Source organism: Nocardiopsis sp. L17-MgMaSL7 (assembly GCF_003182025.1).
In the GTDB taxonomy this organism is placed as follows: domain Bacteria; phylum Actinomycetota; class Actinomycetes; order Streptosporangiales; family Streptosporangiaceae; genus Nocardiopsis; species Nocardiopsis prasina.
On sequence record NZ_QGTF01000008.1, the window covers coordinates 287,389 to 301,267 of the forward strand.

Consider the following 13,879-nt stretch of genomic DNA (forward strand, 5'->3'; position numbering starts at 1 on the left):
CTCGGCCTTCCTCCGCCGCGCGGCCCCGCCACCTACGCGCTCAGGCACGCGCGAGCAGATGGGCGTGCCCGGCCTCGCAGGCACCGATCCCGCTCACGAGCTGAGCCAGCCCGGGATCGGTCACCGCCGCCGCCTGGTCGAGTCGGGCACTGGTCGCGGCCGCGGCGAGCGCGCGCAGCCCCGCGGTGTCGGGCACGGCGTCCAGCGCCGCCTCCCCGACCGGGGCCGGGGGCTCGGCCTCGTCCCCGTCGGTGTCGTGCGCGGTCACGCCCTCGGGCAGGGCGTCCAACAGGGCGTCCAGGTGCGTGAGGTGGTCCTCCAGCAGGCGCTCCAACAGCTCCGCGGGGCCCGTGCCGTGCTCCAGCGCGGCCTCGTGACGGACGATAGCCCGTTCCTTCTCGCGGATGAGCGAGCGCAGCACGGCGACGTCCGGCGTCACGTCGAACGGGTACCAGTCGGCCCCGGCACAACCGCTCACCCCGACAGTGCCCGCGACCGCGCCGGTCACCGCGACACCGGTCAGCACGAGGCTCCTGGCCGCCAAGGACCGCCTCGTCAGCCCGTGCGCGGTGCGACCGTTGACATCCCCCTGGTCCACGCGCTCTCCTCCCGTGCCCACGGCGTCGACAGGACCGCCGTCTCCGGCGGTCAGCCCCCATCTTTCCACGGTCGGCGACGGGTCCGGGTCGCGCTGACACCCCCTGCCAGGACGGTGTTCCGGACACCCGGAGACCCACCCGTGGGCACCCCCGCCCGCGTGTACCGACCTGGGCGCCGCTCAGGTGTGGATACCCTTGCACCACAACCGCCGTCGCACGCGACGTGCGGCGCTCCAGCTCCCCTCACGGGGGCACGGAGCGGATTCGACGAAGACTACGTACAGAGCTGGACCGCCCCGTTCACGGCACACGGCCGAGCGGGCGGGATTTCGCCGTTTGAGGGGCTAATCACGCATGGGAGCGCAGGCGCGCAACGAGCGCATCGCCGAGCTGCTTGAGCCGGTACTGGCCGCGGCCGGACTGGACCTGGAGGCCGTCGAGCTGACACCCGCGGGCAAACGCCGGGTGCTGCGCGTGGTCGTGGACTCCGACAACGGGGTCGACCTGGACGTCGTCGGAGAGGTGAGCCAGGCCGTCAACGAGAGCCTGGACGCCTCCGACGTCATGGGCGAGCAGCCCTATGTGCTGGAGGTCACCTCCCCGGGGGTGGACCGTCCGCTCACGCTGCCGCGCCACTGGCGGCGCTCCCAGGGCCGTCTGGTGAAGGTCTCCCTCGTCGAGGGCGGCGACCTCACCGGACGCGTCACCGAGTCCGACGACCAGGGCGTCACCCTGGACGTCAAGGGCCGCCCCCGCAGCCTGGCCTACGACAGGATCGCCAAGGCCAAGGTCCAGGTGGAATTCCGTCGCGAAGCCGACACCGACGCGGCGGACTAGAGGGGGAGCCCCATGGATATTGACATGAGTGTCCTGCGCAGCCTGGAGCGCGAGAAGGACATCGCCGTCGAACTGGTGGCCAAGGCCATCGAGGACGCCCTCCTGATCGCCTACCACCGCGAGGAGGGCCCCGACAGGAAGGCCCGCGTGGAGCTCAACCGCTCCACCGGCCACGTGGTCGTGTGGGTCTCCGAGACCGACGAGGAGGGCGGGGTCGTCGGTGAGTTCGACGGCACCCCCACCGGGTTCGGCCGCATCGCGACCTCGACCGCCAAGCAGGTCATCCTCCAGCGTCTGCGCGACGCCGAGGACGAGCTGACCCTGGGTGAGTTCGCCGGGCGCGAGCACGACATCGTCTCCGGGATCATCCAGCAGGGCAACGACCCGCGCAACGTCCTGGTCGACCTCGGCAAGATCGAGGCCGTCCTGCCCCCGCAGGAGCAGGTCCCCACCGAGGACTACACCCACGGCGAGCGGCTGCGCGCCTACGTGGTGCAGGTCCGCAAGGGCCACCGCGGCCCCTCGGTGACCCTCTCGCGCACCCACCCCAACCTGGTGCGCAAGCTCTTCGAGCTGGAGGTCCCCGAGATCGCGGACCACACCGTCGAGATCTCCGCGATCGCCCGCGAGGCCGGTCACCGCACGAAGATGGCGGTCCGCTCCAACCGGGGCGGCGTCAACGCCAAGGGTGCCTGCATCGGCCCGCTGGGCAGCCGCGTCCGCAACGTCATGGCCGAGCTCCACGGAGAGAAGATCGACATCGTCGACTACTCCGAGGACCCCGCCGTGTTCGTCGCCAACGCGCTCTCCCCGGCCCGGGTCAACTCGGTGGAGATCCTCGACATGGCCGCGCGGGTGGCCCGCGTGATCGTGCCGGACTACCAGCAGTCACTGGCGATCGGCAAGGAGGGCCAGAACGCCCGTCTCGCCGCGCGCCTCACCGGCTGGCGTATCGACATCCGCTCCGACGCCGACCCCGTGCCGGCGCCGGGCGAGGACGCGGACGAGACCGTCCAGGGGGACGAAGACACCCCTTCGGCCGGTTAATCGGGTCGCGCCCATGTCCCGACGCGATAGGGTGGCCGGAGACGGTCCTGACCGCCCCGTGCGTACGTGCGTGGGGTGCCGGTCGCGGACAGTCCAGTCCGACCTCGTGCGGCTGGTGGCCGTGGGCACGGTCATCACGCCCGACACCCGAGGTCGACGTCCGGGGCGCGGCGCCTATCTGCACCACGATCGGCGATGCCTGGAGCTCGCCGAACGGCGCAGAGCATGGTCCCGTGCCTTCCGGAACCGGAACGGTGGTGGCTCCACCGGGTGGGATGTCTCGCTAGTGACGTCCCTCCTCGGTGACGCCCCCGCCTGATCGAGTGCGACTCGGTTCCGGATAGGGTTGGAATGTCCGCGCCGGCCCCGTGGTTGATGTGACCGAGGTCGGCGTGTAGTGCTGTGTCGGCACTTATGAGCTGGCCCATTGTTGTGTAGCGATGAGGAAGCAGGTCGAGATTGCGATGAGCGCCTGATGAGTACGCAGCGATGAGTAACTCGAGCTAACGACGGTCCGGCACAAGCCCATGTCCCGGACCGAAGCTGAAGGAGAAGTGTGGCGAAGGTCCGGGTGTACGAACTCGCTAAGGAGTTCGGTGTAGAGAGCAAGGCCGTGCTGGCCAAGCTCAACGAGATGGGCGAATTCGTCCGTTCGGCGTCCTCGACGATAGAGGCCCCCGTCGTTCGACGCCTACAGGAAGCTTTCAACAACGGTTCCGACGGCGGCAAGAAGGGTGGATCGGCTCCCAAGCCCGGTCCCAAGCCCGCCGCCGAAGGTTCGGCGCGTCCCGCGGCTCCCAAGCCCGGTCCCGCGCCCAAGCCGGGCCCGAAGCCCGGTCCGGCCGCGCGTCCTGCGGCCCCCAAGGCCGAGAAGCCCGCAGAGCCGGCGGAGAAGCCCGCCGCTCCGGCCGAGAAGCCTGCCGCGCCGGTCGAGAAGCCCGCGGTTCCGCATTTCGAGAAGCCCGCTGAGCGGCCCGAGTCCGCTCCGAAGCCCGGCCCCAAGCCGGCTCCGAAGGCGGCTCGCGGCGACGCCCCGCGTCCCGGCGGCCCCAAGCCCGCTGGCGCCCAGGGTGCCCGCGGTGAGCGTGGCGACCGCGGCGAGCGTGGCGACCGTCCCCAGCGCGGTGACCGTCCGGAGCGTTCCGGCGGCCGCGAGGGTGGTCGTGACGGCGGTCGCGGCCCGCGTCCGGGCGGTCCCCGTCCGGGCCCGCGTCCGGGTAACAACCCGTTCGCGTCCAACGCCTCGGGCATGGGCTCCAAGCCCGCCGCCCCGCGTCCCGGCGGCGGCGCTCCGCGTCCGGGCCCCCGTCCCGGTGGCCCGCAGGGCGGCGGCGAACAGCGCGCCCCCCGTCCCGGCGGCGGTGGCGCTCCGCGTCCCGGCGGTGCCGGTGGCCCGCGTCCGGGCCCCCGTCCCGGTGGTCCGCAGGGCGGCGGCGAGCAGCGCGCTCCGCGTCCCGGCGGTGCCGCGGGCGCTCCCCGTCCCGGTGGCGGTGCTCCGCGCCCGGGTGGCGGCGGCGCTCCGCGACCCGGCGGTCCGCGTCCCAGCCCGATGAACATGCCCTCGTCCCGTCCGGCGGCGCCCGCTGGCGGCGGCCGCGGTGGTGGCGGCGGCGGTCGTCCCGGTGGCGGCGGCGGTGGCCGCGGCCGTGGTGGCGCTCCCGCGGGTGCGGGTCCGCGTCCCGGTGGCGGCGGCGGTCGTCCCGGCGGCTTCGGTGGTCGTCCCGGTGGCGGCGGCCGTGGTCGCGGCGGCGGAACGGCCGGTGCGTTCGGTCGTCCGGGCGGTCGTCCCGGGCGTGCCCGCAAGTCCAAGAAGCAGCGGCGTCAGGAGTTCAACGACCTCCAGGCCCCGTCCTTCGGCGGCGTCAAGATCCCGAGCGGCAACGGTCAGACGATCCGTCTGTCCCGTGGCGCCTCGCTCTCGGACTTCGGCGACAAGATCGACGTCAACCCGGCGTCGCTGGTCCAGGTCATGATGCACCTGGGCGAGATGGTCACCGCGACCCAGTCGCTGCCCGACGAGACGCTTCAGCTGCTCGGCGAGGAGCTGAAGTACAGGATCGAGGTCGTCAGCCCCGAGGACGAGGACCGCGAGCTGCTGGAGTCCTTCTCCATCGAGTTCGGCGAGAACGAGGGCGGCGACGCCGACCTGCGTCCGCGTCCCCCGGTGGTCACCGTCATGGGTCACGTCGACCACGGTAAGACCCGACTGCTGGACACGATCCGTAAGACCAACGTCGTCAGCGGCGAGGCCGGCGGAATCACCCAGCACATCGGTGCCTACCAGGTCGCGACCGAGGTGGACGGCGAAGAGCGCAAGATCACCTTCATCGACACCCCCGGTCACGAGGCGTTCACCGCCATGCGTGCCCGTGGTGCGAAGGTCACCGACGTCGCGGTCCTGGTCGTGGCGGCCGACGACGGCGTCAAGCCGCAGACGGCCGAGGCCATCGACCACGCCAAGGCGGCCGACGTGCCGATCGTGGTCGCGGTCAACAAGATCGACGTCGAGGGAGCGGACCCGCAGCGGGTGCGCGCCCAGATGACCGAGTACGGTCTCGTGGCCGAGGAGTACGGCGGCGACGTCCAGTTCGTGGACATCTCCGCGCTCAAGGGCGACAACATCGAGGCACTGCTCGAGTCGATCGTCCTCACGTCCGACGCGGCCCTGGACCTCCAGGCCAACCCGGACATGGACGCCCAGGGTCTGGCGATCGAGGCCTACCTGGACCGCGGTCGCGGTTCCATGGCCACGGTCCTGGTCCAGCGGGGCACGCTCAACGTCGGTGACTCCATCGTCTGTGGCGACGCCTTCGGTCGCGTTCGCGCCATGCTCGACGAGCACGGCGAGAACGTGCAGTCCGCTGAGCCGTCCCGTCCGGTCCAGGTGCTCGGTCTGACCAACGTGCCCAGCGCCGGTGACAGCTTCCTGGTCGTCAAGGACGACCGCGTGGCCCGTCAGATCGCCCAGCAGCGTGAGGCGCGTGAGCGCTTCGCCCAGCAGGCGAAGTCGGCCCGCCGGGTCACCCTCGACAACTGGCAGTCCGCCATCAAGGAGGGCGAGCGCTCCGAGCTGCTCCTCCTCATCAAGGGCGACATGTCCGGTTCGGTCGAGGCGCTCGAGGAGTCGCTGCTCAAGATCGACGCCGGTGGCGACGAGGTCAGCATCCGGATCATCGGACGCGGCGTCGGTGCCATCACGCAGAACGACATCAACCTGGCGTCGTCCGCGGACGCGATCATCGTCGGCTTCAACGTTCGGCCCGAGGGCAAGAACAGCCAGCTGGCCGACCGCATGGGCGTCGACATCCGGTACTACTCGGTCATCTACCAGGCCATCGACGAGGTCGAAGCCGCGGTCAAGGGTCTCCTCAAGCCCATCTACGAGGAGGTCCAGCTCGGCAGCGCCGAGGTCCGCGAGGTCTTCAAGGTGCCGAAGATCGGTAACATCGCCGGTTCCATCGTCCGTGACGGCATCATCCGCCGTAACACCAAGGCACGTCTCATCCGCGAGGGCAAGGTCATTTCCGGCAACCTCAACGTCGAGTCGCTGCGTCGGTTCAAGGACGACGCCACCGAGGTCCGCGAGGGCTTCGAGTGCGGTATCGGTGTCGGTTACAACGACATCCGGGTCGAGGACGTCATCGAGACCTACGAGATGCAGGAGAAGCCCCGCGACTAGTCGCGAGGACTGATCCACCTGGGGCCCCGGACGATCGTGTCCGGGGCCCCGCCTTTGACGGCTCACACAACACCACAGGTGATCACTTGTACGTTGGGGCGCTGACTCTGGACGTTCTCCTCGGAGACGTCCACTCGCTCAAACAGAAGCGCTCGATGGTGCGGCCCGTCGTCGCCGAACTGCGCCGGAAGTTCTCGGTGTCGGTCTCGGAGGTCGGCGAGCACGACCTCTACCGTCGGGCGAAGATCGGTGTCGCGGTGGTCGCGCCGACCGCCGCCCACGCCCGGGACCAGATGGACACCTGCGAGCGTTTCGTCGCGGGCCGTCCCGAACTGGAGCTGCTCTCCGCGAGGCAGCGGCTCTTCAACGAAGAGGAAGACTGACGATGGTTGACGCCGCACGCGCGCGAAAGATCGCCGACCGTATCCAGCGGATCGTCGCCGAGATGCTGGACCGGCGAATCAAGGACCCGCGCCTGGGTTTCGTCACCGTGACCGACGCCCGGATCACCGCCGACCTCCGGGACGCCACGGTGTACTACACGGTGTTCGGCACCCCCGAGGAGAAGGCGGCCAGCGCGGCAGCGCTGGAGAGCGCCAAGGGCGTGATCCGCAGTGAGGTCGGTCGCCAGACCGGCATCCGCCACACGCCCAGCCTGACCTTCGTCATCGACGAGGTGCAGGAGAACGCCCAGCACATCGAGAAGCTGCTGGTCGAGGCGCGCAAGTCCGACGAGGAGGTGGCCCAGAAGGCCACCGGTGCCAAGCACGCGGGTGAAGCCGACCCGTACAAGGCTCCTCGTGAGGACGAGGACGAGGACGAGTAACCGGATTCCCCCCCCGGGGCGGCGGCAGAGGCCGCCGCCCCTTTCCCAGAAGGAGCCCCATGGCCGACAGCGGTGTCGTGGTCGTCGACAAGCCCGCCGACTGGACCTCACACGACGTGGTCGCCAAGACCCGAGGTCTGGCGCGTACCCGACGCGTGGGCCACGCGGGCACCCTGGACCCGATGGCCACGGGGGTCCTGGTCCTGGGCATCGAGAAGGGCACGAAGCTGCTCGGTCACCTGACGCTGACCGAGAAGACCTATGAGGGCACGATCCGCCTCGGACTCGTGACCAACACCGACGACGCCGAGGGTGAGCCCGGAGTCCGGGTGGACGCCTCCGCCGTCACCGACGCGGACGTGCACGCGGCCGTCGCGAAGCTCACCGGCCCCATCCAGCAGGTTCCGCCGCAGGTCAGCGCGATCAAGGTGGACGGTAAGCGCGCCTACAAGTCGGCCCGGGAGGGCAAGGAGGTGGCGCTCAAGGCGCGGACGGTCACCGTCTCCCAGTTCGACGTGACGGCCATCCGGCACACCCCGGACGGTTTCGTGGACGTGGACGCGGTCGTCACCGCCTCCAGCGGCACCTACATCCGCTCGCTCGCCCGTGACATGGGCGCGGACCTGGCCGTGGGCGGCCACCTCACCGCCTTGCGCCGGACCCGGGTGGGCCCCTATGACCTGTCCCAGGCCCGCACCCTCGACGAACTCGCCAAGGAGTTCACCCAGATCCCCCTGGCCCAGGCGGTGGCCGCCGCGTTCCCGGTGCGGACCATGGACGAGACCGAGACCCGTGCCATCCGCCACGGCAACCGGATCGGGGAGAGCTCCCTGGGTGACGGGCCGGTGGGGCTGTTCGCCCCGGACGGCACCGTGGTCGCGCTGGGGGAGAACCGCCCCGGCCACATGAAGCCGGTCGTCGTCTTCTCTCCGGCCTGATCAGATCTTGATGACGGTTGCTCTGTTTCCGCAGAGCTTCCGTAGGTCGTCGGGATCGGAGGTGAGAATGGTGACCGGTCCCGGCGCGGTGAGCGCGGTCGCGCACAACATCGCGTCGATCGCGTGCCGGTGGCCGTGTAGACCCGCGGAGCTCAGCAACCGGGCGGCCTCCCTGGCGACGTGCTCGGTCACCGGTTCGATCGTCAACCGGGAGATCTGCCACTCCAGCGCGGCGCGGTTGATACGCGGATGGATGACCTCGACAAGGGTCGCGGAGCTGGTGATCACTCGGCTGTCATCGGCCCGAGCGAGGACGAGCCAACGTGTGATGTCTCGATCCTGGAGGACGGCTCTGGCCAGCCCTTCGCTGTCCAGGACGAGAGTGCCGTTCGGCCTGTGGGGGTGGGGACTCATCTATTCCATGGCTCCAGGTGTGCCCTGTTCCTCACGGGCACGGTTCAGTTCATCGCGCGTTCGCTGGATCTCCTCGTCGGTGATGGGACCGTGGTGGGCCTCCATCGCCTCGATGAGGTCGTTGAGATTGTCCCGTTCCAGCTGCCTTGCCACGGCGGCGGCAACGTAGGAGGACAGGCCCGAGGGGCCACTTCTGGAGCGTGCCTGCTCGGCGATGTCTCTGGGCATGGTGATGGAGTACTTCTGTGTAAGGCTGCTCATGACACTTATGCTACCCGTCATGCCACCGTCGTATTCGAGGGGTGGCTGGACGACTTTCTTGCTGAAGTCCGATGTCAGCGTGTTGTTCACAAGGGCGAAGATAGCGAGGCGTCCCTGGATGTGTGCGGGTTTCGCGAAGATTCCCGGAGCCTTCTCGGAATCCGGGTCAGGGGCGCCGTGCGACCTCGTCCAGGAAGGCGGCGAGGGCGGCGGTCAGCTCGCCCGGCCGCTCCACCGAGGGCAGGTGCCCGGTCTCGGGCAGTTCCAGGAGGCGGGAGCCCCGGATTCCCTCCGTGTACCGGTCCGCGACAGCCTGGACCTGGGGAACCTCTGACAGGCCCTTGACCACGAGGGTCGGCACGGTGATCTCGTGCAGACGGTCCACCGCGGGGGCCTCGGGCCACTCGGGACGGTTGGCCGGGCTCGACCAGCGGCGGGCGTACATCTCACGGAGCATCAGCAACGACTGGTCCCAGGCCTCAAGGGGCATCTCCTCGGGGGAGCGCCCCGGGCCGAGCACCATGAACCCGGCCTGGACCTCGGCCATCGCGGCCACGTCGGAGGGGTCCGGGACCGCGTTGCCCTCCCGGTAGGAGGACAGGCGCTCGTGCGGGACCGCCGCCAGGGCCATCTGCCGACCGGTCCGCAGGAAGGCCTCCGGCCACACGTATCCCGACATGCCGGGACACACCAGGGCCAGCGCGTTCACCCGGTCCGGGGCGGCCAGCGCCGCGTCGACCGCGTGGGCGCCGCCGAAGGAGGCACCCACCAGGGTGGCCTCGGCAATCTCCAGGGCGTCCATCAGGTCCAGCAGGTCCTCGTGGTGCCGGACCGGTCCCTCGTGATCGGCCGAACCCCCGTGGCCGCGCCAGTCGTAGCGCACCGCACGGTAGTTCGCGGACAGAGCCGCGAACTGGTGGTCCCACATCCTCCGGTCCGCCACTCCCGCGTGGACCAGGACGATCGCGGGTCCGGCCCCGGCCTCGTCATAGGCCAAACGTGTCGTACCGGTGTCGATCATCGCCATCCGGGCACGGTAAACCGGGTGTCCGGCTCGTGCCAACCCGTCTTTGCCCTCGGCGGAGGGCGGGTGCGCCGGACCACACCGGGTGCGTGGCGGAAGAGGGGCCGTGACATGGCACGCTTGACCCTGAACCGATCAGACGTGAGCGAAGGGGACCGAACGTGCTGCGATGGGACGGGCTGGGGGGCATCCCCTCCGACTGGGGGCGGTCCGTGGCGGCGGTCGGTGTCTTCGACGGCGTGCACCGAGGACACCGGGCGATCCTGGCCGCCGCGCGCGCCCACGCCGACCGGCTCGGCCTGCCGGTGGTCGCGGTCACCTTCGACCCCCACCCCGAGCGGGTGCTGCGCGGAACCACCCCGGCGGTCCTCACCCCGGTCGACCGCCGCGTCGAGCTGATGGAACCGCTCGGCGTCGACGCTGTATGCGTCCTGCCCTTCGACGAGGAGCTGTCGGCCCTCAGCGCCGAGGAGTTCGTACGGCTGGTGCTGTCCGACGGGCTCGGCGCCGCGGCTGTGGTGGTCGGGGAGGACTTCGCGTTCGGCCACCGGGCCGCCGGTAACGTCGCCGTGCTCGCCGACCTGGGCGAGAAGTACGACTTCGCCGTCGACGGGGTGCGCCTCGTCTCGGAGGGGGACACCATCACCTCCACGCGCGTGCGCTCGCTGTTGGGCGGAGGAGACGTGGACGCCGCCGCCGGACTCCTGGGCCGTCCGCACCGGGTCTCCGGAGAGATCGTGCACGGGGCCGCCCGCGGCCGGGAGCTCCTGGGCTTTCCCACCGCCAACATGGACCTGACCGCGGACGCGGCCGTGCCCGGGGACGGCGTGTACGCGGGGTGGCTGAGCCTCCTGGAGCCGGTCGATGGGCACGAGTCGAGGTGGCCCGCGGCGGTCTCGGTGGGTACCAACCCCACGTTCGACGGCGCCGAGCGTACCGTGGAGGCCTACGCCCTGGACCGTGACGACCTGGAGTTGTACGGTCTGCGCATGGCGGTCGACTTCACCGCGCGCATCCGGGGACAGGAGCGGTTCGACGACATCGACGCGCTCATCGTGGCCATGCGCCGCGACGTCGACCGCTGCCGTGAGGTCCTCGGCGTCGCCTGAGTCCGTCGTCACCGGGCGACGGGGTCACGCGCCACGTCACCTGCGGTAGGGTGGGGTCCGTCCACGTGTGCCCGCGGCCAGTCACGCCCCCCCTCCGGGAGCGGATTCCGCGGGAGCGCGGCGCACCCACGCCATCGGCGCACCCACGCCATCGGCGCAGGGCCGCGCGCACCACACGCGACGGTGACTGCTCGTACGCGCGGTCACCGCGTCTGAACCCTGCCACGTACCGGGGTTCGCCCCTGCGTACCGACTTCTCAGTGAAGGAGCGACGTGTCGATCGACACCGCCACCAAGGAAAAGATCATCGCCGAGTACGCCACCGTCGAAGGTGACACCGGCTCCCCCGAGGTCCAGATCGCGCTGCTCACGCACCGCATCACCGAGCTCACCGAGCACCTGAAGGACCACAAGCACGACCACCACAGCCGTCGTGGCCTGCTCCTGATGGTCGGCCGTCGCCGCCGTCTGCTCAAGTACGTGGCCAAGCAGGACATCACCCGCTACCGCTCGCTCATCGAGCGTCTGGGCCTGCGTCGCTAGGTCGTTTCGGAGGGAGTGGCCTCGGCCGCTCCCTCTTTGTTAGTAAGGTGTGACCAGAGTGGCGTCCGCGACAGGACGCCGCCCGCACCACCCGTGCCGCCACCCCGGACCCAGGGGTCGGTCCTCGGTAGTGGTCTCCGGACATCGCCCCGTACGGGCGGGCCGTGGGCTTCGATCGATGACCGACCGTCATCACCTCCGGGGCACGACACGGGAACAACATCGCCGTGCCACGGACCGGGAAGGTCCGGACGCGGCGCCCGCAACGTGTAACAGGAGGTCGCCCATGGAGGGCGTTTACTCGGCCGAAGCCGTCATCGACAACGGCAAGTTCGGCACCCGTACCATCCGCTTCGAGACCGGTCGTCTGGCCCGTCAGGCCGCCGGTTCGGCCACGGTCTTCCTGGACGACGAGACCGTCGTCCTGTCGGCGACCACCGCCTCGAAGCGCCCCAAGGAGAACCTCGACTTCTTCCCCCTGACGGTGGACGTCGAGGAGCGGATGTACGCCGCCGGCCGCATCCCCGGCTCGTTCTTCCGGCGTGAGGGCCGTCCGTCCGAGGACGCCATCCTCACCTGCCGTCTGATCGACCGGCCGCTGCGCCCGTCCTTCAAGAAGGGCCTGCGCAACGAGATCCAGATCGTCGAGACGATCCTCTCGCTGCACCCCGAGCACCTGTACGACGTCGTCGCCATCAACGCGGCCTCGATGTCCACGCAGATCGCCGGTCTGCCGTTCTCCGGCCCGATCGGCGGCGTCCGCGTCGCCCTGATCGACGGCCAGTGGGTCGGCTTCCCCACCCACGCCGAGCTTGAGGGCGCCACCTTCGACATGGTCGTCGCCGGCCGCGTCATGGCGGACGGCGACGTCGCGATCATGATGGTCGAGGCGGAGTCCACCACCAAGACCCTGAAGCTGGTCGCCGAGGGCGCCGTCGGCCCCAACGAGCAGACCGTCGCCGAGGGCCTCGAAGCGGCCAAGCCCTTCATCAAGGTGCTGTGCAAGGCCCAGCAGGCCGTGGCCGACCAGTCCAGCCGTGAGCAGGGCGAGTTCCCGATCTTCCTCGACTACGAGGACGACGCCTACGCCGCCGTCGAGGGCGCCGTGCGCGAGGAGCTCGTCAAGGCGCTCACCATCGCGGACAAGCAGGACCGCGAGGGCGAGCTCGACAAGATCAAGGCGTCGGCCGCCGAGAAGCTGGCCGAGGACTTCGAGGGCCGCGAGAAGGAGGTCAGCGCCGCCTTCCGCAGCCTCAGCAAGCAGCTCATGCGTGAGCGCGTCCTGCGCGACAAGGTCCGCATCGACGGCCGTGGTCCCAAGGACATCCGCCAGCTGAGCGCCGAGGTCGGCATCCTGCCCCGCGTGCACGGCTCGGCCCTCTTCGAGCGTGGCGAGACCCAGATCATGGGCGTCACCACGCTGAACATGCTGCGCATGGAGCAGACGGTTGACACGCTCAACCCGGACAAGACCAAGCGCTACATGCACAACTACAACTTCCCGCCCTACTCCACCGGTGAGACCGGTCGGGTGGGCTCGCCCAAGCGGCGCGAGATCGGGCACGGCGCCCTGGCCGAGCGGGCCCTGCTGCCGGTTCTGCCCGCCCGCGAGGAGTTCCCGTACGCCATCCGCCAGGTGTCCGAGGCCCTCGGGTCCAACGGCTCCACCTCGATGGGTTCGGTCTGCGCGTCCACCATGTCCCTGATGGCGGCCGGTGTGCCCCTGAAGGAGATGGTGTCGGGCATCGCGATGGGTCTGATCAGCGAGGGCGACGAGTTCGTCACGCTGACCGACATCCTCGGTGCCGAGGACGCCTTCGGCGACATGGACTTCAAGGTCGCCGGTACCCGTGACCTCATCACGGCGCTCCAGCTGGACACCAAGCTCGACGGCATCCCCGCCGAGCAGCTGGCCCTGGCGCTCCAGCAGGCCCGCGGCGCCCGTCTGGCCATCCTCGACGTCATGCAGGAGGCCATCGAGCGTCCGGCCGAGATGAGCCCGAACGCTCCGCGCATCCTCACCGTCAAGGTGCCCGTCGAGAAGATCGGTGAGGTCATCGGCCCGAAGGGCAAGATGATCAACTCGATCCAGGACGACACCGGCGCGGACATCTCGATCGAGGACGACGGCACCATCTACATCGGTGCCACCGACGGCCCCTCCGCAGAGGCGGCCCGGGACACGATCAATCAGATCGCGAACCCGACCATGCCCGAGGTGGGCGACCGCTACCTGGGCACCGTCGTCAAGACGACCGCCTTCGGCGCGTTCGTCTCGCTGCTGCCCGGCAAGGACGGTCTGCTGCACATCTCGCAGATCCGCAAGCTGCACGGCGGCCAGCGCATCGAGAACCTCGACGACGTGATCAGCATCGGCGAGAAGATCCAGGTCGAGATCCGCGAGATCGACGACCGCGGGAAGCTCTCCCTGGTGCCCGTCGAGGTCGTGGAGTCCGAGGCCGCCAAGTCCGACAAGCCCGAGGCCGCCCCCGCGGCTCCCGCGGCCGCGGACGAGGACGCCGACAACGGTGACGACAAGTCCGAGGGCGCCCCGCGCCGTCGTCGTCGCCGCAGCTCGGGCGGGCGTTCCGAGAACACCTGA

14 protein-coding genes are annotated in these 13,879 nt (G+C 70.1%); 10 read left to right on the plus strand and 4 right to left on the minus strand.

Features of this window, described 5'->3' with window-relative positions:
- Nucleotides 1–40: 40 nt before the first annotated feature.
- A complete protein-coding gene (locus BDW27_RS16570) occupies nt 41–598 on the minus strand; it encodes a hypothetical protein (RefSeq protein ID WP_199560672.1) in 558 nt (185 codons plus the stop codon).
- Between the two features lie 355 nt (nt 599–953).
- Here BDW27_RS16570 and rimP point away from each other — a divergent pair, with 355 nt between their 5' ends.
- From rimP to truB, 7 genes are all read left to right on the plus strand, one after another.
- The gene (gene rimP / locus BDW27_RS16575) at nt 954–1,436 is read left to right on the plus strand and encodes a ribosome maturation factor RimP (RefSeq protein ID WP_017542627.1); all 483 of its coding nucleotides are present in this window, start codon (nt 954–956) and stop codon (nt 1,434–1,436) included.
- A 24-nt stretch (nt 1,437–1,460) separates the two neighbouring features.
- Entirely contained in the window at nt 1,461–2,483 is a 1,023-nt protein-coding gene (gene nusA / locus BDW27_RS16580) for a transcription termination factor NusA (protein ID WP_017542628.1), read from the plus strand.
- A gap of 13 nt (nt 2,484–2,496) precedes the next feature.
- Nucleotides 2,497–2,802 (plus strand): YlxR family protein, encoded by a 306-nt coding sequence (locus tag BDW27_RS16585; protein WP_083927437.1) that lies wholly within the window; start codon nt 2,497–2,499, stop codon nt 2,800–2,802.
- Nucleotides 2,803–3,039: 237 nt separating this feature from the next.
- Nucleotides 3,040–6,162 carry a translation initiation factor IF-2 gene (gene infB / locus BDW27_RS16590; RefSeq protein ID WP_110050072.1) on the plus strand — a complete coding sequence of 1,041 codons (3,123 nt, stop codon included), beginning with the start codon at nt 3,040–3,042 and terminating at the stop codon, nt 6,160–6,162.
- Nucleotides 6,163–6,248: 86 nt separating this feature from the next.
- Complete coding sequence (locus tag BDW27_RS16595) at nt 6,249–6,545, plus strand: DUF503 domain-containing protein (protein ID WP_017542630.1); 297 nt, start codon at nt 6,249–6,251, stop codon at nt 6,543–6,545.
- A 2-nt stretch (nt 6,546–6,547) separates the two neighbouring features.
- Nucleotides 6,548–6,988, plus strand: coding sequence for a 30S ribosome-binding factor RbfA (gene rbfA, locus BDW27_RS16600; protein WP_017542631.1), 441 nt, complete (start codon nt 6,548–6,550; stop codon nt 6,986–6,988).
- Between the two features lie 59 nt (nt 6,989–7,047).
- Nucleotides 7,048–7,926 (plus strand): tRNA pseudouridine(55) synthase TruB, encoded by an 879-nt coding sequence (truB, locus tag BDW27_RS16605; RefSeq protein WP_017542632.1) that lies wholly within the window; start codon nt 7,048–7,050, stop codon nt 7,924–7,926.
- Here the strand turns inward: truB and BDW27_RS16610 are convergent, their stop codons facing one another.
- The 3 genes from BDW27_RS16610 to BDW27_RS16620 all read right to left on the minus strand — a co-directional run bounded on the left by BDW27_RS16610 (nt 7,927) and on the right by BDW27_RS16620 (nt 9,628).
- Nucleotides 7,927–8,340 carry a type II toxin-antitoxin system VapC family toxin gene (locus tag BDW27_RS16610; protein ID WP_110050074.1) on the minus strand — a complete coding sequence of 138 codons (414 nt, stop codon included), beginning with the start codon at nt 8,338–8,340 and terminating at the stop codon, nt 7,927–7,929.
- Nucleotides 8,341–8,601: a CopG family transcriptional regulator gene (locus BDW27_RS16615; RefSeq protein ID WP_110050075.1), complete on the minus strand. Its 261-nt coding sequence runs from the start codon at nt 8,599–8,601 to the stop codon at nt 8,341–8,343. It lies immediately after the preceding gene.
- Nucleotides 8,602–8,767: 166 nt separating this feature from the next.
- Nucleotides 8,768–9,628 carry an alpha/beta fold hydrolase gene (locus BDW27_RS16620; RefSeq protein WP_110050077.1) on the minus strand — a complete coding sequence of 287 codons (861 nt, stop codon included), beginning with the start codon at nt 9,626–9,628 and terminating at the stop codon, nt 8,768–8,770.
- 158 nt (nt 9,629–9,786) lie between these two features.
- Between BDW27_RS16620 and BDW27_RS16625 the strand changes: the two genes are divergently transcribed.
- From BDW27_RS16625 to BDW27_RS16635, 3 genes are all read left to right on the plus strand, one after another.
- Nucleotides 9,787–10,734: a bifunctional riboflavin kinase/FAD synthetase gene (locus tag BDW27_RS16625; protein WP_110050079.1), complete on the plus strand. Its 948-nt coding sequence runs from the start codon at nt 9,787–9,789 to the stop codon at nt 10,732–10,734.
- Between the two features lie 273 nt (nt 10,735–11,007).
- Entirely contained in the window at nt 11,008–11,277 is a 270-nt protein-coding gene (gene rpsO, locus BDW27_RS16630) for a 30S ribosomal protein S15 (protein ID WP_017542637.1), read from the plus strand.
- 286 nt (nt 11,278–11,563) lie between these two features.
- Nucleotides 11,564–13,879: a polyribonucleotide nucleotidyltransferase gene (locus BDW27_RS16635; RefSeq protein WP_017542638.1), complete on the plus strand. Its 2,316-nt coding sequence runs from the start codon at nt 11,564–11,566 to the stop codon at nt 13,877–13,879.

Bases quoted from the DNA above. Each gene is read 5' to 3' on its own strand.
- rimP (WP_017542627.1), top strand. From the start codon at position 954: ATGGGAGCGCAGGCGCGCAACGAGCGCATCGCCGAGCTGCTTGAGCCG.
- nusA (WP_017542628.1), top strand. From the start codon at position 1,461: ATGAGTGTCCTGCGCAGCCTGGAGCGCGAGAAGGACATCGCCGTCGAA.
- BDW27_RS16585 (WP_083927437.1), top strand. From the start codon at position 2,497: ATGTCCCGACGCGATAGGGTGGCCGGAGACGGTCCTGACCGCCCCGTG.
- rbfA (WP_017542631.1), top strand. From the start codon at position 6,548: ATGGTTGACGCCGCACGCGCGCGAAAGATCGCCGACCGTATCCAGCGG.
- truB (WP_017542632.1), top strand. From the start codon at position 7,048: ATGGCCGACAGCGGTGTCGTGGTCGTCGACAAGCCCGCCGACTGGACC.
- BDW27_RS16610 (WP_110050074.1), bottom strand. From the start codon at position 8,340: ATGAGTCCCCACCCCCACAGGCCGAACGGCACTCTCGTCCTGGACAGC.
- BDW27_RS16615 (WP_110050075.1), bottom strand. From the start codon at position 8,601: ATGAGCAGCCTTACACAGAAGTACTCCATCACCATGCCCAGAGACATC.
- BDW27_RS16620 (WP_110050077.1), bottom strand. From the start codon at position 9,628: ATGGCGATGATCGACACCGGTACGACACGTTTGGCCTATGACGAGGCC.
- BDW27_RS16635 (WP_017542638.1), top strand. From the start codon at position 11,564: ATGGAGGGCGTTTACTCGGCCGAAGCCGTCATCGACAACGGCAAGTTC.